Here is a 23,109-nt window from a genome sequence, read left to right as displayed (position 1 = left end):
TTTGCTGCTTTACTACTTGTTTCTTTTTACTAACTATCTATTTTAACACTTTATCTGATTATGGCAACCACTTTTCCCAGGAAAGACTGCCTGCCGGCTGGCTTGCTGCTGATGGGAAATACTGTCTGATACAGTCGGCAATAATCTGCTGTTTCTTTGGGATAGGATAGTCTGCCCTTATCATATAGTCCTTCTTATAGGCACGGAACATATAATCTGTGAATGTTTCTGCCCGGTCTTCCCTTCCATTGGTCTTGGCATAAGCAGAAATATAATATTGTTCTTCACATCCTCTGTTATAGTCCGATGTGGTATAATCACTATTTGTACTATTCACTTCTGCATCCGGTTTGATTGCTTCCGTTGCTTTTAATGGTGATTCATACTGCTGTGTGGAAGCATTCCATGATTTTGCCTCTATATAATATTCAATCAGATGCATCATTTCATGATTAAAGGTTCTATCAGACAATAAAAAGGACTGGGATGTATTTAGTGCAATAAACATCTGATCTCCATACTCCCTGCTTGTCACTCCTGCAAAAGAACCTCCACCGGCATCCAAATTATGTACCAGCTTTATGGTTACTGTAGTAATATCCTGCATGTCTGTAAAAAAACCTTTCGGATACCTTGCCATCTGTTCATCCACCATTGTAATCCATGTAAGCGTTGTCTCCGGGTCTGTCTCTCCGGAACAATAAGTATCCGTCCAATAGAAGCCTGCCGAATCTCCAGTCAGGACTGTCACGCCATAATCGTTACTGATTTTTGCAACCTTTGCTTTAATCTTATCCTCCGTTGTTGCCGGCTCTTCCGGCTCCGGATTTGGTTCTGGCTTCGTCGGTGTACCAATCTTTGTTACTGCATTTCTGCCTTCCTTTTTACCACAATCTATGTAATGAAGATAATAGCTCTTATTATCATTGCCAAATGCAGCTCTTAAATCACTGTAATTGCTCTTATACACGCCTAATACAAAATCTGTGCTTGCCTGTCTGCCCTCTGCCATTCCGCATTCCACGAAATGGCGGATTGCTGCGCTGTCATCTCCTGCAAATGCTTTCTTTAAATCACTGTATTTTGAAATATAATAATCATAGTTATATACGGCTGCATAATCTTTCCCATTATATGTTGTAACCGGATTCTGCAATGAAGTGACACCGGTTGCCTTTCTTCCTTCCCTCTTACCACAATTCATATAATGCAGATAATAGCTTTTCCAATCATTTCCAAATGCCTGTCTCAAATCTGCATACGCATTCCGGTATGATGCTACATCAAAATTCTGTACTCCCCGGCGTCCCTCTGTCATTCCATAATTCACAAAATGTGCCAGAGTACTGATGTCATCATCTGGAAATGCCCTTGCGACATCCGGATTCCTGCTGATATAGTAATTGTAATTATATACAGATGAATAATTTACGCCATTATATACTGTAACCGGATTCTGCAAGATTGTAACACCGGCTGCCTTTCTGCCTTCTCTCTTACCATAATTCATATAATGCAGATAATAACTCTTTAAATCATTTCCAAATGCCTGTCGTAAATCTGCATAAGCATTCCGATAAGACTTCACATTAAATTCCGCACTTGCCTGACGGCCTTCTGACATTCCGTAATTTAGGAAATGTTGAAAAAGTGCATTTTCATCATTTCCAAATGCTATTTTTAAATCCTTATTATTCTTTGCATAATAGGATGCATCAAAAACAGGTGCATACGCACTTTTCTTCACCTGATAATTAACTTTATCCAGATTGATTTTCTGTTCTGTATCTGCCAGCCTCTCTGTACTGATTGCCGTAGTCTCACAATCTTTCTGCCCCGCATAGAAATGTTCTGCATTTCCACCCGTCCATATTGTCACCACTGCCAGCCCTAATGCAAGCTGTCGTCTCCATGTTTTTCTCATAAGTATTTTCTCCATATTTTTCTATTTGCACAACTGTTTGTATTGTAACACGATATGAATCTACTTTAAAGAATTACTACTTGTCATTATGAAAATCTTAAGAATTTTGTCACAAAATGGAAAAAGCTGCTGCACCGCCGAATTTCATCTGCCTATGCAACAGCCTTTCTTATCTGCATTCCAATCTATGCAGCTTTTCTTCCTTCCTTTTTACCATAGTTCATATAATGGATATAATACTGTTTCAAATCATCGCCAAATGCGGCTTTTAAGTCTCCATTTTTCTCACGGTAGATCAACACATTAAATGCTTCACAACCACGGCGGCCTTCCTTCATTCCATAATTCACGAAATGCGACAATACAGCCAGATCATCATTTCCAAATGCTGCCTTGATATCCGGATTTTCGTTCACATAATAATTAAAATTATAAACTGCAGAATAATCCACTCCATTATATACTGTAACCCCGTCAATATCTGTTACTTTTCCGGTTGCCTGACGACCCTCTGCTTTACCAGAACTCATATAATGGTAATAATAACCTGCCAAATCATAGCCAAATGCACTTCTCAAATCTTTATAGCGCATACGATAAGAATTCACATCAAATTTACTGCTTGCCTGACGGCCTTCTTTCATTCCATAATTCACAAAATGAGCAATCGCAGCAAGGTCATCCCCACCAACAGCTTTCTTCACATCTGTATTCTTGTTCAGATAATCACTCATATTATAAACTGCAGAATAATCTACTCCATTGTATACAGTAGTTCCCTGCATAGTTTTAGTTCCGGTTCCTTTCCGACCCTCTGCCTTGCCATTCTGTATATAATGAAGATAATAAGCTCTCCAGTTTGTACCAAACGCGCTCCGTAAATCAGCATATTGATTGTAATAAGAATTCACATCAAAGTTCATATTTCCCTGACGTTTTTCATTCATGCCGCATGTCACAAAATGAGCCAGCGTACTGATATCATCATTTGGAAACGCCTTTGCAATATCTGGATACTTCTTAATATAATAGCTGTAATTATATACTGCGGAATAGTCTACTCCATTATATACGGAGACACCATCCGTAATCGTCACATCACCTGTCGCCTTACGCCCTTCTGCTTTACCATTTGATATGTAATGTAAATAATAAGAGCGTAAATTATTGCCATATGTCATCCTTAAATCCTTATATCTGTTCTTATAAGAGATTACATTAAAACTTGATTTTCCCTGACGTCCTTCTGCCATTCCGCTGTTAATAAAATGCATAAATGCCTGATTCTCATCCGCACCGAAAGCTGCTTTAATATCCGGGTAGGTTTTCAAATAATAATCCACATCAAATACTGACGAATAATCCACTCCCTGATAGTTATAGTCTCTATCTGTAATTACTTTGTCATTCTCACAGACCGGAACACTATAGCTGCTCCACCAGCTTTCTGCTGTATGCGACCACTTGCCATATTCATCACTGTAATTATCTGACACATTAAAATACATATAACCATAGACGGTTCCCGTTTTATCATCTTTATCGTCATCCCAGGTACAATCCACTGCATACCATCTGCCATACAATTTTACTTTGTTCCACTCATGACTGCTGCTGGTAACACATACCGTCTGAATACCAACTGCATTGCAAAGCATTTCAAAGGTTTCCGCATAACCGGCACATACTGCTTTACCTTCTAATAAAACTCCGGCACTGCTCTGATGATAGTTTCCCTCCTCAGAGTACCAGCAATTCCGCATAATAATGTCATGTGCTTCCTGCTCCATATCAAGAATTGTCGCTTTGCTCTTAATCGATGCTACCCATGAATCCAGCTTGTTTTTAATTCCATTCGTCTTATCCGCTCTTGCACTTCCATTTGAACAGGTATTGTAAACGCCTAATGCCAGTTGATATTTACCATCTGAATTCACCCCATAAAGCATCTCATCATTTACAAAATAGAACTGCGGATTGGACATCTGGAGAATTTTTGCTACTTCCAGTGCAGTATCCAAATCCAGACTGCCGATTGAAACAAAGCCCGAATGATAATGTCTCGTAGAATCAAAGGTCTTATAGCCGGCGCTCTTATTTCCTGTAAGGAATGACATATTCACATCATAAAGTGCCTGATAGAACTGCTTCTCTGCACCAGACATCTTACTATAATAATAGTCGGAGCCATATACTGCCCAGTAAGATGCATCTGCTGCATTATACTGTGCCCTGACTATTGGTAAATCTTCTGCTTCATCCTCATCAAGTTCTCCGACATTGATGGCCTTTGGCTGTTCATAACCACACTTCTGTGCTTCATCAGCCACCCCATTGTCTGTTTCTTCTGCCCCAACCGCCATATCCGGCATCATGGTTACTGCCATAAATAATGCCAGTAACAAGGCAATTAATCTGTTTCCTACTTTTTTCTTCATTGGTGCCCTCCTTAATTTTTTATTTGTTTACACATTTATATAATCTCATGTTACTTGTTTTGATGACTTTTTTCAACACAATGCTTGCTCTAATATCTTTTCATAAAAGGTTCCCGGAAAGTATTCCAGCAAAAATAACGGAACCGAACTTAAAATTGCTATTTCCCCTTTTCTTACAAAATTTTTCTGCTGACTCTGATAAATATCCTGCTGTGACAAATATTGAAACAATTCCTTATAAGATGCAGTTTCATATTTTCCCTGAACAATACAGTTTGCTTTCTTTATTGCCTGCTGGCACAGATACTGCCAGTCTTCATATGTATACTTCCGAAAATCCTGAAACTCTTTCATATCAGAAACTATATTCTTATATTTTCCTGCTTCTTCCAAAGATACGCTGCACCTTCTGTAACAGCAGTCTTCTTTTTTATTATCCCGTATTGCTTCTACCATCGGATAATTGATATACAACTTTCCTAATTCTGTCTCGTTATCAAAGGTCTCTAACATCTCCCCCAGTACAGCAGTTCCATCCGGATCTGTTGCACTCAAATTACAATTATGTCCATCATAGTCGAAAAAGAGATATATCTCCGAGAAATTATCCCGGCTATATCCCTTTAGTTTTTCTGCTGCATCCTTATTATATTCACGAATCAGCTCTATTAAATCTGTTTCGTACTCATCTTTCTGGATTTGTTTCCACAGCATATAAATATTCTGACCTGCAGGAAATCCAACAAAAACAATATTGGCTCTGTTTAAAAAGAAAATCTTCTTCAAATTCTCAATCAATATCCGTTCTGTCTTATTCCCCTCATAGATAACTGCAATACAATTATTTTCCATCAAACGCCCCCGCCTGGTACATCTTTCTCAGATTATGTGCCTTGCGTAACTCCTTCTCCGTTGAATCTGCAAAAGAACGAATCTGTCCATCGACAATCTGCATATAGCAGTCCGGTCTTAACAAATCATTCGTCATAATTGCAGTATTATGTGTTGTAAATAATGCCTGAGTATGTTCCATTGCCAACAACTCCCGCACTACCTGCTCTGCTAATGTATCATGATAAAATGCATCAAACTCATCAATAAATACAAAGGATGCTTCTTTCATCTGAATCAGCCAATAGTAGAACAATGCCAGTGAACTGGTTCCTCTTGATGCAATCCGAAAGAAGCTTACATCCCTTTTTCCAAACCGACAGAATAACCGCTTGCTTCCATCAATCTCTTTTGCCACCAATTCATATTTAATTCCCACTGATGCTAGGAATTCCTGAAATTCTTTCACATAGCCTCTCTCAATAATTCCTTCTCCAATATTTTCACTTCCTACTGTAAATCCCTGGTAACTATTCTTTGCCAAAGAACTGAACATCAGCATATGCTCAACAAAATCAACAAAAGTTTCAAACGTATTATTCTCATCATTATCATCTAAAACCGTATTGCGGGCAATATATTTCACAAAGGAAATGTTTTTCTCTGCCAAATCTGTATTAAGATTCTCTGCACCTTTCAGCAGAACTTCTCCCTTATTTGCTCTATAATCAAAAAAGATGACTCTCTTTCCATCTATCTCTACATCTTCTTTCACAAGAAGCATTGTTGGGCTTTTTCTGTAACTGTACTCAAGAATATGCTCACCAAACCGAAATTTGTAATAAAATTCCACATATCCTCGATGCTCTAAATTCGCATATGGAGAATAATCTTCACTTGCTTTTTCCTTATCTGTCAAATGAAGAATCAAGTCAAAAATGGCATAACCAAGATTTGTCTTTCCGCTGGCATTCTCACCGTAAATCAAAGCGGTCTTAACAACACCATCCTGGACAGCCTCTTCACTGAATTCATAATTGTTTGTTCTGCTTAAATCTAAAATCAATTCATCTTTAAAATTTTTAAAATTCTTTACGTGAAATTCTAATAACATAGATTCCTCGCTTTCTCTCATTACATCCATAATAACTTACTTCTCAGTCCTTTTCAATAGCTGCCGTAAAAAAAATACGGCAACTGTCAAATTGTTACTATGTTGTAGTTTATGCATTTCAGAATTTTCTATTCTCCCCTTCTTGCCAGCCTTATTGTTCTAAGTTTCTGCATACAGTAATTCGTTGTTTTCTACAAAAACATTCTTCTCTTTTGTTTTATAGTTATCGGATAATATAGCGCCGTTTCATCCAACCAGATAACGGATTATGCTCCAAAATAAATTTCCACAGCAGGGAACCATAGATTCCGGCGATTACATAAACAAGCCACCAGATTCCTTCTGTATCATAAGTCGGAAATGCAGTAATTGCAGATAATTTTGCTTTTAAGAATATAATCTGCAATACAATAGCAATCCGAAATGCCAGAAACTGCCATATCACAAGGTCAATAGAATTCTGTCCTAAATATATCACATGTTTTACAATTCTGCCTTCGCCAAGATGGCTTGCAAGAAACTTTGATGCCCACAGGCAGAATGCAATTCCACCAAATCCACCAATTGCAAATAAAATTTTGTTGTCATACCGGTTACTGCCAAGGCTTCCGGCAAATACGGATGCCTCTGCAAGGAATCCGGTAAACCACAGTATTGCAATCATACTCTTCACTACCATGGACAGCCGTTCTCTGATATACTTCTGATAGAGATAACCACAGATATAATACATCGCACAAATCAATGTTCTGCTGATGCATGCGCCCACACTACCATAATAATTCCGATTCCCTTTGCGATATCAAGTTCCGTGCTTCTTTTGTCCATCACATTTCCTTTCCGCTTATCCTAACATTTCATCCAGCTGAATAATACACTATGTTCCAAAATAATTTTCCATAACTAATAACAAATTTATATTCTAATTTTTTATAATTTTTCTATTTCCTGTCTTACAAATTTTCCCAAATCGTATAATACTGCATCTTTATCCCCATAATACTGTTTTCCGTGTCCTACTATACTATCTGCATAAATAGATTTTAAATTATAGTTTATTCTATTTACAGTATCGTTTCTAAACTTATTATGATAAATATATTCAAATACTTCCTCTGCAGCTATTGGTTCTGTAACCAAATTAATAGTTCTAATCTGTTCTTTTATTACCGTTTCTATATATTTCCAAACAGTTGCTAAATTCAGAAACTGATAGCTGCTCTCACTATTAGTAAAACTTAAGGCATTCATCGGAATTTCTGCAAATATGTCTCTTAATTTTCTATACTCTCCCTTTTCCAATGGAATTAACTCAAAGTTTTTATCTACATTAAGCCTATAATAAGATGATATATCTGAATAATTAGTTATTATTGCGTCCATTCTATCTTTTGTCAATGTATATGGCACCAAATGAATCAAATCATAAATAAAATTTTTCTTTAAATTTTCTCCATATATTGCAGGTAAGCGCACAATGTGATAGTCTTCTATATTTTCTTCGGTCCACTTTTCAAGCATATATCTGTTTTTACCATAAGTATGTAATTTTGCAACCTCTATTGGAGTTTCTTCTGTCACATCATCAATGGAACTATATACATCCACAGTAGAAATCAATACTAATTTTTTAGGCGCAATTTTTACTATATTTTCTTCTGCTGCCCTAATAATTGCTTCATCATACTCTTTATGCGTATTAGCATACCATTTTGTGCCTGTTACCCCCGCATAAATTAATACATCTGGCTTTACTCCATACAGTTGTTGAACATTTTTTGAATTTGCTAAAAAATCAAATGATGCGCTCCTGCACAAATTGCTTCCTACAAATCCTGTATACCCAACCAATGCTGTTTTTTTACTCATTTGCTTCTCTCCTGAATGCTCGTTTTAACTTAATCATCTGTTTCATATAACTTTTAACCGTTTTTATGATTTTAACTTTTGTATTTTCATCATATATCCAAGTAATTGGTAATTCCAGTATCTTCCGATTATCTCTTTCTGCTCTCAAAAGTATTTCTATTAATAAGAACCAGCCTTTTTCATCACTCGATTTTTTCATTAACTCCTCTATACATTCTTTTCTGAAAAATTTGAAACCACATATTGCATCCGATGCTTTCATTCCAAACATCTTCTTTAAAATAAAAATTAAGCTATAAGAAATAAAATTTCTAAGTTTTGTTCTTCCAACTAAATTAGATTTTTTATTAAAACGGGATGCATTTACTATTTCCAGATTTTGATCCTCTTCAAATGCTTTTTTCATTTGAACAAAAGCTTCCAATTCTGTAGATAAATCAATATCCGTATACCCTATAATCTCACATTCATTCTGTTCTACTGCATATCTGAATGCTACCCCAACTCCCTTTTCTTCAATTCTCAAGTACTTTATTTCATTATATTTTTTGCACAATTGTTGACATAATTGCTCTGTCTTATCGGTCGAACCATTATCAACAATTGTAATCTGAAAGTTTCCCATCCAATGTTCGCTTAAAAATGGAACTACCGTCTGAATTCCTTTTTCTAATCTTAATTCTTCATTTAATACTGGAAACACAACATTTATCATTTATATCTTTTCCACACTTTCTACCATATATTGTTCTTTCAAAAATACCATCTGTAATATCATAGTTAAATATTTTATGATAATAGATAGTACAAAAAATATTCCACAAAAAGTTGCTGACAAAAAGCCCATTATCGGACTCCATCCTTCTACCGGTTTGACTTTTCCAAAATAAATCACACAAACATATATCCCCACACCTAATGAAAACAAGAGAAACAACACACATAACATAGTAGTAATTTTAGATACAACATTTGTAAACAAAATAAGTGAATCACTTGCCAGCCTATATCTTACTTCTTTTTCACGTCTAGTATATTTTTCACGTCTTTCCTCTTCCTCTTCATATGTAATTGTTTCTATTGGCAACCCACATTGTGCATACATTGCTTTTCTATAAGGAATATTTTTTGCCATTGCTTTTACTCTATTAATTGTACGTCGTGATACTACGCAAAAAAGTTCTCTTTTCAAAAAATTTTCTTTTATATTACTTGAGCTATTATATATTTTGTAATACAGTTTTGTAATAAAGCCTGCTACTTTCTTAGGTGTAACGCTTACGACATCAGTTCCCTGAATGCATTTATAATAAGCTTTCATAATTATATCATCACCTATCGATGATATTCGGTCAAATTCAAATACATAATCACCAATAGCCATGTCTACGCCTGCACTCATAGCAATTTCTCTTCCATAATAATAGCTCATATTGATGATTCTTACTGCAATCCCATTATTTTCTTCTTTTGCAAATATTTTTTTAATTTTATCAACACACCCATCAGAAAATGCATCATTTACAAAAATAATTTCATAATGTTCAAAATGCTCTTTCATAACCTTTAACAAGTTTTCAATGTTTTTATCTGTATCCTCCTCCCCACTTCTTATATATATAACTGCAGAGACAAAATTTTTTTCTTTTACATTCTGCTCCATTATTTTTCCTCCAAAATATCATCTAAATCATAAACTGTATTAATTTTTCCAGACAACACACTAACGAATGTTGGTTTATGTGAAAAATACTGAATTACCGTTGGTCTAGAATCATCTACTTCTGAATATTTCAATATTGGTTTCATTGAAAATAAAGATTTTTCATAATAAATTTTATAGGCATCCTTTACATATTTCCTTGCCAACTGATGCATGTAATTCCATGCACTTTGAGGTCTTGCCGAACATAAATTACAGTTTCCCAATTGATTATTTCCATCGCACATTGAATCTGGCTTTCTTTGACAATCAAATGATGGTAATACCTCCCTAGAAGTATAATGTGGTGTAAATGTAACTGAAGTCAATGAATGATACCCCGTATTTCCATAAGGCATAACTGAAAAGAATGGACCATCCATAACCGTCAATCCTGTATGTTCCAAATTTTCGCTTACTTTACACAATATAATTTCACATAATTCATACTTAATATTAAAAGGTGGTGCTTCTAATAAGTTTAAAATTTGATTAACTGATGCATATGTTGCATTCAACACATAGTCCGACTGATATATTTCAGTTTCAGTTCTTATAACATAAAAATCATTTTCCCTGCTTATTGAAACAATATTTATATTGTAATATATCTGTACTAACGCCGAATATTTTTTCAATTCATCCAAAAAAAACTTTTTTAGCTGCATTGCATCATAAGTATATTCTTCTGTAAGGAATGCTCCATCACACATATTTTTATTGAAATACTTAGAAACTGGAATTTCTTCACATTTAATATCTGCATTATCACAAAATTTTTGAAAAGCCTCTGCATTTGTCCATGAATATTGTGCTGAAGTTGCATAAATCTGTTCAAATTTCTTATTGATGCAAAATTCAAAATCATCCACAAACCGTTTAAAATACCCGGCTGACTTTGTAGCAGTTGCAAGAGAACGTGGATAATGATATCCCATGTGAACTCTTGCTTGATTTACATAAGTTGCCCTACCGAAAGCTTCATCGTCATATTCAAGTATTGCTACCGTCATTCCTTTTTGTGCACAATATAAAGCTGCATACAACCCATAGATTCCTGCACCAATTATAATTCTATCATACTGTTTCATCGTTTTTTCCTACTGTTCTTTTATTATTTTTCAATCGTATACACAAAAACATGATAAATACTATCTTCTGAATCCATGTCCAAATATAATTTTAAGTTAAGTTCTTCTGCATTTGAAATTTTGCAACGGGAAAGAATATACTTTCCACCCAATTCTTCAAATGCTTCCGTATTTATCAACAATTCTTTTTCTTCTATATTTTTTTCTTTATCTGGTTCAACTGAATACCCATCTATATATGCATAAATCCTTCCTCCCCAGCCATCATATTTTTTTGCTAATTCATCGCTTTCCTCTAATGCTGGTGCAATTATTTTTCTAAACTCATTATGATAATCCAAGGGATTAGTACAAATATACCCATCAAGTGTATTAAAACCATTATACATTGCAACCGCCGGTTCATATCCTATACTTATTACCCCTTCATCTTTATATTTCATCTCTTCTTTTAACTTTTCAAAATAATCCACATCGAAAAAATCTTTATAAGTTACTCTCTGACTATCCTGCTTCACTTCACTATAATACAATGTATTATCTGCAGTGTTCTGGTAATATCCACGTTGCAGTAGTATATTAATAACTTGTAACAGCACTATTATATATGCCGCTATTCTTTTATTGCCTTCTGAAAAGAATGCCCCCAGTACAGCTGCAAACGCAATATACCATAATATATTATTAAAATATAATATTCTTCCAAAGTTGAAACCTTTTAACATAGGTAAAATCTTCTTTATTATTATCTCAATATATCCATTTTCATCACAACTATAAATAAAAGAACAAATTGCAATACCAATTATTGAATTTCTCCAAATTAGTAACATTCTTTTTTTTTCACAATATTTATGTCTAAAGTATAATATAAAAAGGATACATCCACCTATTACGCATACCGGAACTATTATTGTTTTAACTACTGGATTTGCATGGTATTGTCCACTTACTCCTCCAGCCTTCATACGCAATACTAACCACTTTAAGCTTTCTGTAAAAGTTCTATCTACATTTTTTTGAAGCAACGATTTATTAAGACCAATCCCTTTTAGCATATATATTACAATATTTATGTTAAATATAATAGAACTAATCCCCATTAGGAAAAGGCTTATTATTAAATTTATATTTATCTTGCGAGAAAAAATAATATTTCCTATTATCCCGACTCCCCATAACATTACTACAAATATTCCAATACAAGGAAAATAAACAAAAAAGCCAAACATCAAAAATAATATGATTTTTTTTGATACTGACTTTTGTGGATTATTATAATAAAAAATAAATATTCTAAATAATAACGGCAATACTGCAAATGAAATACTCCACAATGGATAAACTGGTGTTATTGCATATGCAAGTGCTAGAATTTTTTTCTGATTCTTTGACAGATTTTGGGGAAATATGTAATCTAATAGCTGATACATTGCTACTATTCCAATTCCTATTGCCAGTGCCTTATTAATGATTTCTCCCCAGATAAAGCCAAAGAAAAAATTTAATATACGATATATTCCAAAATCAAAATACAGATAAGAAGCCGACATTCCATTTAAAATAGGCATTTGTCCATCCGGATTAAAGAAAATACCCCCTCTGCGTAGTACTTTAAATAAAGATGGCCAAGAATCCAGATAATCATGTACTGTAAAATAATAATTTTCTCTTAATATTATCATTGGTATAAGGATTACAGCGATTACAATAGCCATAATCATATAAATAACAATATCTGCTGTGGCATTTTTTTTACTATTTATTTCCACTTTCATATCGTCTCCATTTATCCCTTTCTAATTCTAGTCGTTTACCAGCATACTCCATTGTAAAATCGTATCTTCTGCCACATCTACCTTCAGCGTGCGTCCGATAATTTCTTCCATCCGCTCCGGAGAAATTCCGGTTCCCGGTCTCTTGAAGGTCAGCATTTCTCTTGTAATTACGGTTCCTTTGGCAATCTCGCAGGTCGTTACCAGAGAACGTCTTGCATTCTTTCTGGCAGTCTGTTCTGTCTCTAAGCAGCATAAATCGCCTTTGCCACGAATGGTATCAATAAATTCAATTCCGAAGAGAATCTTTCTTGCATCCTCCGGATCCATAGCATGATAATGATCATTTCCCTTTAAGGTCTTGTCCAGTGTAAAATGCTTCTCTATTACTACTGCGCCCAGATTGTATGCTGTTTTGATAACATCTGCGCAGGCATCCGGTTTCGTATGGTCTGAATATCCGATAATCAAATCCTTATACTTTTCTTTCAGGCTTGCTATCTTATTTAAGTTGGCATGCTCATATGGAGTCGGATATTCCAGTACGCAATGCAGGATGCAAAGCGGCTGGTTATTTACCTTACGGACGGTTGCTATCATGCGGTCAATCTCATCCTCATTGGCTGCGCCTACAGAAATGAGCATTGGTTTATTTTTCTTTGCCTGATATTCCACAAACGGAAGGTTGTTCATATCGGATGAAGATACTTTATAGACATCCATCATCTTATCGAGATAATCTGCAGATTCGATGTCAAATGCAGTAGATAAAAATTCAATGCCAATTTCGTCACTGTAATCCTTCAGCTCCTGATATTCTTTTTCACCAAACTGGTCAAATTTCTGAAATAACTCATGCTGGGATGTTGTTGTCTCTTCCGTGGTATCCCAGTAAGATGGAGAATCCTTTGCTGCCAGCGTATCAGCTTTATAGGTCTGGAATTTTACCGCATGAATTCCAGCATCCTTTGCTTCTTTGATCATTAACTTTGCAGCTTCCATATTGGAAATGTTCATTTTCTTTGCAATGTCATAATAATTTACACCAATTTCTGCAATCAGTACTACTTTATGTGCCAGAGCACGTTCGATAATTTTGCTCATAAATTATATCTCCTCATCCTCTAAAATCAATCCAATTACCCGCTTAATACCGGACTTCAAATCATGACGCATCATCAGGCTTTGCATTTCCTTTCGAATCTGCGGTGTCTCAACCAGCCAGCGGAAGGTTGTCTCAATGGTTTCATCTGCCACATTGATTCCAAGTCCAAGATTTAAGAAACCATTGTTCATCTGTGCAAAGGTGTGCTTCATCTCACGCTCATTCTGAGCCATAACCACTGCAGGTACGCCCATGGTTGCAAGCTCATAGACGGTTCTGCCCTGAGAAGTAAATGCCAGGTCTGCCTTACCAAACAGGTCGCTGATGTGTTTTAAATTCTGTTCTACATAGATGCCTGCTGCCTCGTCTGTTTCAATCTGATTTGCTTTCTGGTCATATCCTACACCCAGTGCAAAATGGAATTTAATCTCCGGATAATCCTTATGAATCCGTTTTGCCATCTCATAGATTCTCTTCGTAAAGTTCGAAGGGTCTGTTCCACCGAAGATAACCACTATATTCTGCACCTGTTCATGAAATACAGATGGTGTGGCACAGAAAAATTCATCCCGAAGACATACATAATTGGATCCCCAGTAATAATTATCTCCTCTGGTATGATCTTCATACAGAGCATTAATCACTGCATCCGCATAATCGGCTCCCTCACCAAGGTCTTCTATCGTTACGACACGTTTTACATATTTCTTTAATTCTTTGATATAATCTGCTTTGGTATTCAGGCAGTCATTTACTACTACATCCGGCTTCCATTCCTGCACGAATTCCAAGAATTCTTCATCACTCTTAATGGTATGTACCGGCATATTTGCTTCCTGCAGTTTTTTCAGTCCCGGCTCATGCTGCTCTTTTGTTACAAAGAGAAGCTCCTGTCCGGTCAGATTATATGCCAGTGTCAGACAATGATAAATGTGTCCCATTCCAAGCTCTTTGTATCCATCTGCCCGAAGAATAATCCGTTTCTTTTTCAGTTCATGCTCACACAATACCCAGTCGGAAGCTGCATCAATATCCACCGCCTCACGCTCCGGCATCTCATAGACAGAAACCTTCTTTCCAATACGGCTGTTTACCTCCATACATTCTCTTCTTGTAATCAGAAATGCACCTGTCTCAAGATAGTTCGGCGGTAACTGCTGACGGTTCAGACGTTTCTCATAATTCGGCACATAGCAGCCATCCTTCTTCGTCCAGGATAAATGTGGCTTATTTACCACACTGATATAAGTATCATCGGAAGAAGCCAAAAAGCTTTCCAACGCCTTGTCCAAGGTATCAGAAGAAAGTAACGGTGATGTTACCTGTAAGGTAATTACCACATCATACTGAATCCCTTTCTTCTTTTCCATAGTGCAGACTGCATCATAGATAACCGGGTCTAATGTCACGGCATCCTTTGCCAGTTCACTATCTCTGGTCATGGTCTCTACACCATAAGAAGAAGCTATTTTCAAAATCTCTTCATCATCAGATGAAACTACAACATCATCAATGCTTGGACAATTCTTTGCATTATGAATTGCATAATAAATAAGTGGTTTTCCATTCATCAAACGGACATTTTTCCGTGGTATTCCTTTTGAGCCGCCACGAGCCGGTATTACTGCCAAGACCATTGTCCTTCCTCTCTTTCCAATCTAATATTTTGATATATTACCCCAACAGTTCTTTCTTCAAGTTACTCAATGCATTAGACTTCCATATCATCTCCGTTGGGACTTTTTGTTCTTCCTTGTTCATGATTTCATTTAGCACAGAATTTCCATCATCAGCAAGTTTAGCATAACCAGCTTCAATAATGTCTTTCATTGTTTCATACCGATATGCCTTATATATAATTGTTTTCACACCAAATGCCATTCCTTCATAAATAGCTGTGCTAAATACCCCTATTTGATGCGTGGATATTGAGAAATAGTAATACAGATCTTTTTCATTATTATCAACCACTTCTATTTCTGAACCAACTAATTCTGGATATATTTTTTTCCAACTTATATATTCATTTGGATGTAATTTATAAATAATTCTTGCAGGAATTCCTTTTTTTCTAACTAAATTTTTTAATTCTATTGCTAATTTAACCAATGCTTCTCCTACTGGCCCTTGAGAAAGAATTAAAATAGTTGGGAAATACTTTATTGTTTTCATTGTAGTAACACATTCCTCAAGATGGGGATTTCCTATCGCCACCATTTTCCCCGGATAACACGTTGTCTGGTTCCAATATTCTCCAAATGTAAGCACTTCATCAGGAATAAAATCATCTTTTTGGGGAATATTGTACTGTATATTCATAACCCCATGTTGCAATTCAAACACTTTAATTCCCATTTCATGTGCTGCTACATTTAATGATAGTTTTGCTGTTTCATAATGTGTTGTCTCCACTATATATTTCGGTCTATACTTTCTCAATATTTTTTTATATTCATTATAATATGTAAAATAGCCCGTTAGACTTCTATTAACACAATCTATAACCTCTGCCTCAGTTAAAGTTGTCCCCAACTTCTTATTTAGAATACCCACCTGCCTTTTTACTATGTTTTTTTCTTCTTCATTTAAAAAATATGTCTTTTTTTTCAAATTTATCAAACGCTTAATTTCCATATAATCAGAATAGGCAAGACATCTTCTCCCTATGTCTTTTTTATGTCTAAAATCACTTGGTCTTTCTAAATAATTATATTCTCCTTTTAAACTTTCTAATACAGGTTCCATTGTTGTACATATATATCTACCTTTATACAAAGTCTTTCTCGGAACACAAACAATAAAATAGTTTTTCTTTTTTTTAAATCTTACTAGTGGATGTCTAAACAAAGAGTTCACTAAAAACAGGAATCCCACTCCTACTTTTTCTTTAAATGACATTTTCAAATTATGATCCGGATGTGCTTGCCCTATATGTTCTCCCTTTCCCTGTACCAATTCAAAAACAGACATACGTACAATATGCCAATAATTTATTCCTTTAATTTTTAATGTCCAAAACTCCTTTTCTGCATCCTCAAACATCTCTATCACATTCATTTTATTCTGCCTTTTCTTCACTAATGCAAATACTATTAATCTAAAATCACTTTTTCGTCTTACACTGTTTCAAGATACTTTTTAATATGCATTATCACTTTATTCTGTTCCTCCATTGTAATATACGGATGAATTGGCAATGACAATACAGTCTCACAAAGTCTCTCTGTACTAGGGCAATCTACTGCAAGCATTTTTCCCCCCTTAAAAGCCTCCTGTTTATGCATAGGTTTTAAATAATACACCATCGATGGAATTTCATTCTGCTTTAAAACTGCTTGTAACCCATCTCTGATTTTTTTATTTGGTAATTGAATTGTATATTGTGCCCAACTAGAATAATAATTACTTCTTATTTTAGGAATAATTACTACGTCCTCAAGTTGTTTTGAATAATAGTCTGCAGCAAAATTAACTTTGTCCATCTCATATTTTTTGAAAGCCTCTAACTTAGTTAATAATATTGCAGCTTGAATAGTATCTAATCTTGAATTTACACCAATTCTTATATTATCATATTTTCCATTTCCTTTTCCATGTACACTTAATGAACGTATTACTTGCGCCCATTCATCATTATCTGTAAAAATCGCACCACCATCTCCATAACATCCCAACGGTTTTGCTGGAAAAAAAGATGTTGTGGCAATATCTCCAAAACTACATGCCATCTGTTTATCTATTCTTCCTCCAAATCCTTGTGCTCCATCTTCTAATATTTTCATTCCATATTGATTAGCTATGTTTCTTAATTCTATATGATCAGCTGGTTGCCCAAACAAATCCACTGCCACAATCACTTTAGGAACCAAACGTCCCTCCTCTATCACCTTTTCTATTGCTTTCCGCAGACTATCCACATTTATATTATAGGTATCCTCGCATACATCAACAAAAATAGGCATTGCTCCATTATATGCAACAGTTTCTCCTGATGCAAAAAAAGTAAAATCTGGTACAAATACCGCATCTCCTGCTCCTATATTCCACGCCATTAGAGCTAAATTCAACGCATCAGTTCCATTTCCACATGTTATACAATGATTCACACCAACAAATTCTGCAAGTTGCTTTTCTAATTTTTCAACCTGCTTTCCTGAAATAAACGAAGCTGAATTTATTACATCCAAAATTTCTTTATCAATTTCATCTTTCAAATATTCATACTGTCTTCTTAAATCTCTAAATTGCATAATAACACCTCTGCCCTCTTTTTATATACTTTAAATTTCTTACTCATTCTTTAATGAAGTAGTTTCCACAATACCTTTCTATTTTTTAATATCAAACCACTTAATACTACTACATATATCACCAAAAATATAATACGCAAAGTCAACACTCTGTATAATCCCAACATTCCCATTCCCGCAAAGGTAAGTCCCACTATAGTAAGTGCCAAAAATTTCTTATTGTAGACACCATCAAATTCCTTTGCTGTTCTTCTCACTATCCAGTAATGGAATCCTAACAACGCTAGATAACCAATCATCGTTGTATAGGCTGCTGCCAGATATCCAAATTTTGGAATTAAAAGCCAATTCAAAAAAATATTTAAAAGTGCTGCCGCTACCGTTCCTATCGAAATTGTAAATGTCCTCTTTTTAAATATCTCAATATTAACATAAAATGTATAAAAAAATTGGTATGCACACCCTAATATAATTGGTGGCATTGCATATTTTGCACTATAATACGCTTTTCCCCCCAGTACATATATCACTTCAGGTGCTACCAGAAAAACGCCTAAAATAATTACTGCGTACACCCCCATATATATATTACTATTTTTTCGAATTTCTTTTTCATCTTTTTCATGAAATTTATCAAATAACCACGGTGTCCACGCTTGATTCATAGATGTCTGTACCACATACGCTAACATACTAATAGTATAAGCAACAGAATATAATGCATTTTCTTCACTTCCACAATAATTAGTAATCATAATTTTATCTACACTTCCAAGTAATATTCCGGCTAAATCATGTGGAATAAGAGGAATAGATATCTTGCAAGCGTATTTAATGCAATTCCAAGAAATTTTACGTCCTTTATACATAATATAAATCCAAAATGCAAAATTTAATAATGAAACCGGTAGAAAATACCCAATAGTTCTTCCCATCAACTTATTATCCATTAGCATCACAAGCACTATGGAAACTCCAGTTCGAACTATAGCGGATCCCATTGATGCTACAACACAGAATTTATATTTCTGATAAATACGATGTTTAATTTGTAAAAAATTGAACGCTGGCATAAAGAGAAGATACACAAACAAAACTCTGATATAAAATATATCCATACCAAATAGCTTTACAAAAAACGCAGGTTTTAACTCTACTGCAAAATAAGTGAACAGTGTAACAACATTACTTAACGCCAAAATAGAAGAAAGATACTCTTCCATCTTTTCATCAAAATCATACTTTGCTCTTGCAATAGATGAAATCAAGTCCAATGTTACCAATACTGTTAATACACTCTCCCATGAAGTAATATTACTAAATAATCCATATTCAGTTTTAGACATAATTCTAGTAAAGATTGGAGTTGAAATTACTGCCAGGCCTTTTCCAAAAACATTACTTATAATGTACCACAACGCAATTTTAGCTGTAGAAGCACCTGCGTTTTTCTGCTTTAACAACGTCATACCATTTACTCCGTCCTATTACTCATCTCTTACGCACTGATACGCTCTAACAATGGATTGCGTTCTTGATGCAATTGCCTTTCCCAACTTATGTTGTTGGCTCTCCCAATCTATACTTTCATTACATGGAGGCAATATATCAAGTTTAAAATTTTTTCTACTATTTTGTCGGTAATTTCTTAATCTGCAATAAGTCAATGTTGCTACATTCCTTATTGTTTTATGATAATGAATAAACCGCTTTAATTTTTCCTTAAATGACACTTTTCCCCCCATATGGCAATTAATAGGCACATCTTTTAACTCTGGTGCAAACGAATCTATAACATACTGTTGTAATTTTGCGTCCTTCACTTCATCCAAACCAAAACCAAATATTGGATTCATTAAATACCAATCCATAAAAGGATGTACTACATCTCCATATAAATTTGACATCTGAATATATCCAGAACCCCAAATTCTCATTTGGACAGCAGCGTAATACCAATTCTGAATCATTTCAGATGTAAGATTCTCTGGTATTACACATTCATCTAATTCCTGTTGTATATGCTCCTTAAAACCAACAAATTTGCATATCTTTTCAGCCTCATTCCCCTTATAGTACTGTTCAATAAAATCTTTTATATCAGAATAACGATTATACTTTGCTCTCATAATCTCCCCACCGTATCCCCCCAATATCAAATCAGCATGTTTATAACGTTCTCTAAACAAATGACCCCACTTGCCTGAATTGTTTGAATCTCTAAGTGCTGATGAGCCATGTAAAACTAACTTTTTGTCTCTTTCATTTATTACTACATTATCATAAGACTCCATAAAATAACAATCAATATGTAATCTGTCCGTAATGATTTTAGATATTTCTTCATCAACTCCTCCATCGCAATCATTTTTTGCCGAGAAGCCTTTTATTTTGTCTACTATTTCATTTGCAATTGATAAAATCAATCTTGTGTCATATCCTGCTGATATATCTGATGCAATGCGTTTTTTATAGTTATTAAAAAATGAAAAATATTCTGTAATTCTTTTTAAATAGGTTTTCCTATCCATTTGTTCAATAAAGTATTTATATACTTCTTTCTCTTGCATCATATCATTTGTAAGTAAAAGTTCATTACCTAGCTTTATGCGAAATACATTTTCAAATATCGTCTCCACTCCCACATTTGCTTCTAACAAAACAAATTCATAAACCGCCTGCCTGTATAGCAAAGTATTTTCACTATATTTACTAACTAGAAGTACATCATTAGAAATATAATAATCATCTTTGTCTCCGTTTGCATAATATGTATTAATCAATCCCATTCTATCCGGGATAACCTCAACGCTCTGATTCTCTACATCCATACATATTACAACATAATGTCCAAAAAATTTCTGCTCAGTATTTTTTAGTTCTGTTATAAACTTTTCATAACAAGTAAATCGTGTAAAAATCTCCTGTCCAAATCCATCTTTGTTAAAAATTGTTCCAATTATAAATATCCTATTTTCTCCAAAACTATGCAATATATAATCGTTTTTATATGCAGCAGAAATTGCAATATTGATTTTTCCACAATTATATATATCTGCTGTTTTTCCATACAATTCACTCAGCTCTTTTGCTGCTTCTTTTACCTTTATTAAATTTGTTGATATAAAATATGCTGACATTTTAATACCTCATACTTTCTTCAAATGCAGTTTTTTACTTTCTCTTTTCATCAAAATATTTTTTAAGATTAAAAACCAAAATATTACATCAATGCTTCCAGGAAACGCTACCCAGTCCAACATTGCTCTAATTGCACAAGTTATAAATATTATTAGCCATAACCATTCTCTTTCTCTGTAAAGTAAAAAAAATGTTTTTATCAATAATGTCATTACTATTATAAAACCTATTATTCCAAACTTAGCATGTAATTCAAGATATGAATTATGTGGTTGTTTATAAGTACCCAAATATTTTCCCGTTGAGCAATCCACACCTAAAAAGAGATTTTTTCCAGAATCTAAAGTTTTTTCCAGATATTCTGACCAAATATTAATTCTAACAGATTTTAGTCCATATTCTGAAAATCGAGAAATAAATGTTTCATTTTTGGGTTGGACCATGCCATTTTTATTTTCAGGTATATTTTGTTCTATTTTTTTATTAATAGAAGCACTATCCATTTCAATTGTATTCTTTTTCTCCAAATACAAACTTTCATTAGTCGGAAATACCCCCACTAACAAAAACATAGCAATTACTAGAAGTCCGATATTTTCCAAAAGTTCTTTACAATTTTTCCCTTTTTCCACTACCAGCCCATATATAACAATGCCACACCAGAAAAACACTGCAGTAAAAATTCCTGCTCTCCCCAAAGCCCAAACTGATATAATCAAGTTAAAAGTTGCAGGCAAATACACAATTTTCATTTGATTACTCTTTCTACAAACATACAAAAGTAATGTCATAAAAATCATGAGTAATGAAATTCCATTTCTACTTGTAGAATAAAGAATATAATGTACACTCCTACGCATAATAATACATAGGAAGAAGTAACCAGCTAAAACATAAAACATTACTGAAATCCATCTACTATCAATTTTAAATGACACTAATGCTAAAGCCGCCCCCATATAACTCCATATCCATAAAACTTCTTTTATACTCGCATTATGATTATACATTGATGATAGGATTAAGCAAAAAGATAGCATTACAGCAAGTAAAACTGCCCACCATATTCTTTTATCATCCTTTTTATACAATATCGTATATATAAAAAGCAGGCATCCACAACCTGCAATCAATGCATTGCCGAACAATCCAGGAATTGGGGTCAAATTACTCAATAAAACACATATACTAAACATCATCAACAGTATGTTTGGAATATCCAATTTGACTTCCAAATTAATCTTCTCAATTTTATTCAACTGCATATTTCCTCTCCTTTGTACATCCAGCAATACTTTCTTCAAAACATAACATAAATTTAGTTTATATTATGCATCTATTCATAAACCTCTATATTATTTTAAAAATCATACATAAACTATATTTCCCTGCTTGTCTACAGTTCCAACCACCTGTGCCGGAACGCCTACTGCCAATGCATAGTCTGGTATATCTTTTGTCACCACTGCGCCTGCTGCTATCATAGCATATCTTCCCACAGTATTCCCACAGATAATTGTAGCATTAGCACCAATAGATGCCCCCTCCTTAATCAATGTATGTTTATAATTTTCATGACCTTTGGGATATCTTGCTCTTGGTGTTAAATCATTTGTAAATACACAAGAAGGTCCACAGAATACACCATCTTCAATTTCTACACCCTCATATACTGATACATTATTTTGTATTTTGACATCATTCCCAATTATTACATTATTAGATATATTTACATTTTGTCCCAAAGAACAGTTTTTTCCAATCTTAGCTCCCGACTGAATATGGCAAAAATGCCATATTTTTGTATTTTCTCCAATCTCTACAGAATTGTCAATATAACTACTCTCATGTACAAAAAAATCTGCCATT

Annotated in this window: 18 protein-coding genes; all 18 read right to left on the bottom strand. The window is 34.4% G+C overall.

The genetic code is table 11. The features are described from left to right. Window positions 1–58: 58 nt before the first annotated feature. The 18 genes from DWW33_RS06275 to DWW33_RS06190 all read right to left on the bottom strand — a co-directional run bounded on the left by DWW33_RS06275 (window position 59) and on the right by DWW33_RS06190 (window position 23,108). A complete protein-coding gene (locus tag DWW33_RS06275) occupies window positions 59–1,924 on the bottom strand; it encodes a hypothetical protein (protein ID WP_118639088.1) in 1,866 nt (621 codons plus the stop codon). A gap of 185 nt (window positions 1,925–2,109) precedes the next feature. Continuing rightward, window positions 2,110–4,362, bottom strand: a complete 2,253-nt coding sequence (locus DWW33_RS06270; protein ID WP_118639087.1) for a transglutaminase domain-containing protein — start codon at window positions 4,360–4,362, stop codon at window positions 2,110–2,112. Between the two features lie 72 nt (window positions 4,363–4,434). Next, complete coding sequence (locus DWW33_RS06265; protein ID WP_118639086.1) at window positions 4,435–5,214, bottom strand: hypothetical protein; 780 nt, start codon at window positions 5,212–5,214, stop codon at window positions 4,435–4,437. Further along, window positions 5,204–6,337 (bottom strand): AAA family ATPase, encoded by a 1,134-nt coding sequence (locus DWW33_RS06260; protein WP_243088557.1) that lies wholly within the window; start codon window positions 6,335–6,337, stop codon window positions 5,204–5,206. Before DWW33_RS06260 ends, DWW33_RS06265 begins: the two co-directional genes overlap by 11 nt. Before the next feature lie 193 nt (window positions 6,338–6,530). Beyond that, window positions 6,531–7,052: a hypothetical protein gene (locus DWW33_RS06255; RefSeq protein ID WP_147404704.1), complete on the bottom strand. Its 522-nt coding sequence runs from the start codon at window positions 7,050–7,052 to the stop codon at window positions 6,531–6,533. A 185-nt stretch (window positions 7,053–7,237) separates the two neighbouring features. Continuing rightward, a complete protein-coding gene (locus DWW33_RS06250) occupies window positions 7,238–8,176 on the bottom strand; it encodes a sugar nucleotide-binding protein (RefSeq protein WP_118639084.1) in 939 nt (312 codons plus the stop codon). Then, the gene (locus DWW33_RS06245; protein WP_117840450.1) at window positions 8,169–8,891 is read right to left on the bottom strand and encodes a glycosyltransferase; all 723 of its coding nucleotides are present in this window, start codon (window positions 8,889–8,891) and stop codon (window positions 8,169–8,171) included. Before DWW33_RS06245 ends, DWW33_RS06250 begins: the two co-directional genes overlap by 8 nt. Further along, a complete protein-coding gene (locus DWW33_RS06240) occupies window positions 8,892–9,839 on the bottom strand; it encodes a glycosyltransferase (protein WP_117840448.1) in 948 nt (315 codons plus the stop codon). Then, window positions 9,839–10,969, bottom strand: coding sequence for an FAD-dependent oxidoreductase (locus DWW33_RS06235; protein WP_117840446.1), 1,131 nt, complete (start codon window positions 10,967–10,969; stop codon window positions 9,839–9,841). The genes DWW33_RS06240 and DWW33_RS06235 overlap by 1 nt, the downstream gene beginning before the upstream one ends. A 23-nt stretch (window positions 10,970–10,992) precedes the next feature. Then, window positions 10,993–12,747, bottom strand: a complete 1,755-nt coding sequence (locus tag DWW33_RS06230; RefSeq protein ID WP_117840444.1) for a DUF6044 family protein — start codon at window positions 12,745–12,747, stop codon at window positions 10,993–10,995. Between the two features lie 27 nt (window positions 12,748–12,774). Next, window positions 12,775–13,848 carry an N-acetylneuraminate synthase family protein gene (locus DWW33_RS06225; RefSeq protein WP_118639083.1) on the bottom strand — a complete coding sequence of 358 codons (1,074 nt, stop codon included), beginning with the start codon at window positions 13,846–13,848 and terminating at the stop codon, window positions 12,775–12,777. Window positions 13,849–13,851: 3 nt separating this feature from the next. Further along, entirely contained in the window at window positions 13,852–15,486 is a 1,635-nt protein-coding gene (locus DWW33_RS06220) for a cytidylyltransferase domain-containing protein (RefSeq protein ID WP_118639082.1), read from the bottom strand. A 37-nt stretch (window positions 15,487–15,523) separates the two neighbouring features. Next, window positions 15,524–16,906, bottom strand: a complete 1,383-nt coding sequence (locus DWW33_RS06215) for a hypothetical protein (RefSeq protein ID WP_118639081.1) — start codon at window positions 16,904–16,906, stop codon at window positions 15,524–15,526. A 59-nt stretch (window positions 16,907–16,965) separates the two neighbouring features. Beyond that, window positions 16,966–18,099 (bottom strand): DegT/DnrJ/EryC1/StrS family aminotransferase, encoded by a 1,134-nt coding sequence (locus tag DWW33_RS06210; protein WP_117842174.1) that lies wholly within the window; start codon window positions 18,097–18,099, stop codon window positions 16,966–16,968. 50 nt (window positions 18,100–18,149) lie between these two features. Further along, window positions 18,150–19,568, bottom strand: a complete 1,419-nt coding sequence (locus DWW33_RS06205; RefSeq protein ID WP_117842173.1) for an oligosaccharide flippase family protein — start codon at window positions 19,566–19,568, stop codon at window positions 18,150–18,152. Window positions 19,569–19,586: 18 nt separating this feature from the next. Further along, a complete protein-coding gene (locus tag DWW33_RS06200; RefSeq protein ID WP_117842172.1) occupies window positions 19,587–21,239 on the bottom strand; it encodes a hypothetical protein in 1,653 nt (550 codons plus the stop codon). A 9-nt stretch (window positions 21,240–21,248) separates the two neighbouring features. Beyond that, complete coding sequence (locus tag DWW33_RS06195; protein WP_117842171.1) at window positions 21,249–22,505, bottom strand: hypothetical protein; 1,257 nt, start codon at window positions 22,503–22,505, stop codon at window positions 21,249–21,251. 102 nt (window positions 22,506–22,607) lie between these two features. Next, window positions 22,608–23,108, bottom strand: a complete 501-nt coding sequence (locus tag DWW33_RS06190) for an acyltransferase (protein ID WP_022244483.1) — start codon at window positions 23,106–23,108, stop codon at window positions 22,608–22,610. Between the last annotated feature and the right edge of the window lies 1 nt (window position 23,109).

The organism is Roseburia sp. AF15-21, assembly GCF_003479505.1.
Classification (GTDB): Bacteria; Bacillota; Clostridia; order Lachnospirales; family Lachnospiraceae; genus Roseburia_C; species Roseburia_C amylophila.
The sequence above is the reverse complement of the archived record's forward strand: the minus strand, read 5'-3'. Positions and strand labels throughout refer to the sequence as shown.

What these genes read in the sequence shown, in the direction of transcription:
- DWW33_RS06275 (WP_118639088.1), bottom strand. Translation starts at nt 1,924, where the DNA reads ATGAGAAAAACATGGAGACGACAGCTTGCATTAGGGCTGGCAGTGGTG.
- DWW33_RS06270 (WP_118639087.1), bottom strand. Translation starts at nt 4,362, where the DNA reads ATGAAGAAAAAAGTAGGAAACAGATTAATTGCCTTGTTACTGGCATTA.
- DWW33_RS06265 (WP_118639086.1), bottom strand. Translation starts at nt 5,214, where the DNA reads ATGGAAAATAATTGTATTGCAGTTATCTATGAGGGGAATAAGACAGAA.
- DWW33_RS06260 (WP_243088557.1), bottom strand. Translation starts at nt 6,337, where the DNA reads ATGGATGTAATGAGAGAAAGCGAGGAATCTATGTTATTAGAATTTCAC.
- DWW33_RS06250 (WP_118639084.1), bottom strand. Translation starts at nt 8,176, where the DNA reads ATGAGTAAAAAAACAGCATTGGTTGGGTATACAGGATTTGTAGGAAGC.
- DWW33_RS06245 (WP_117840450.1), bottom strand. Translation starts at nt 8,891, where the DNA reads ATGATAAATGTTGTGTTTCCAGTATTAAATGAAGAATTAAGATTAGAA.
- DWW33_RS06240 (WP_117840448.1), bottom strand. Translation starts at nt 9,839, where the DNA reads ATGGAGCAGAATGTAAAAGAAAAAAATTTTGTCTCTGCAGTTATATAT.
- DWW33_RS06235 (WP_117840446.1), bottom strand. Translation starts at nt 10,969, where the DNA reads ATGAAACAGTATGATAGAATTATAATTGGTGCAGGAATCTATGGGTTG.
- DWW33_RS06230 (WP_117840444.1), bottom strand. Translation starts at nt 12,747, where the DNA reads ATGAAAGTGGAAATAAATAGTAAAAAAAATGCCACAGCAGATATTGTT.
- DWW33_RS06225 (WP_118639083.1), bottom strand. Translation starts at nt 13,848, where the DNA reads ATGAGCAAAATTATCGAACGTGCTCTGGCACATAAAGTAGTACTGATT.
- DWW33_RS06220 (WP_118639082.1), bottom strand. Translation starts at nt 15,486, where the DNA reads ATGGTCTTGGCAGTAATACCGGCTCGTGGCGGCTCAAAAGGAATACCA.
- DWW33_RS06215 (WP_118639081.1), bottom strand. Translation starts at nt 16,906, where the DNA reads ATGAATGTGATAGAGATGTTTGAGGATGCAGAAAAGGAGTTTTGGACA.
- DWW33_RS06210 (WP_117842174.1), bottom strand. Translation starts at nt 18,099, where the DNA reads ATGCAATTTAGAGATTTAAGAAGACAGTATGAATATTTGAAAGATGAA.
- DWW33_RS06205 (WP_117842173.1), bottom strand. Translation starts at nt 19,568, where the DNA reads ATGACGTTGTTAAAGCAGAAAAACGCAGGTGCTTCTACAGCTAAAATT.
- DWW33_RS06200 (WP_117842172.1), bottom strand. Translation starts at nt 21,239, where the DNA reads ATGTCAGCATATTTTATATCAACAAATTTAATAAAGGTAAAAGAAGCA.
- DWW33_RS06195 (WP_117842171.1), bottom strand. Translation starts at nt 22,505, where the DNA reads ATGCAGTTGAATAAAATTGAGAAGATTAATTTGGAAGTCAAATTGGAT.
- DWW33_RS06190 (WP_022244483.1), bottom strand. Translation starts at nt 23,108, where the DNA reads ATGGCAGATTTTTTTGTACATGAGAGTAGTTATATTGACAATTCTGTA.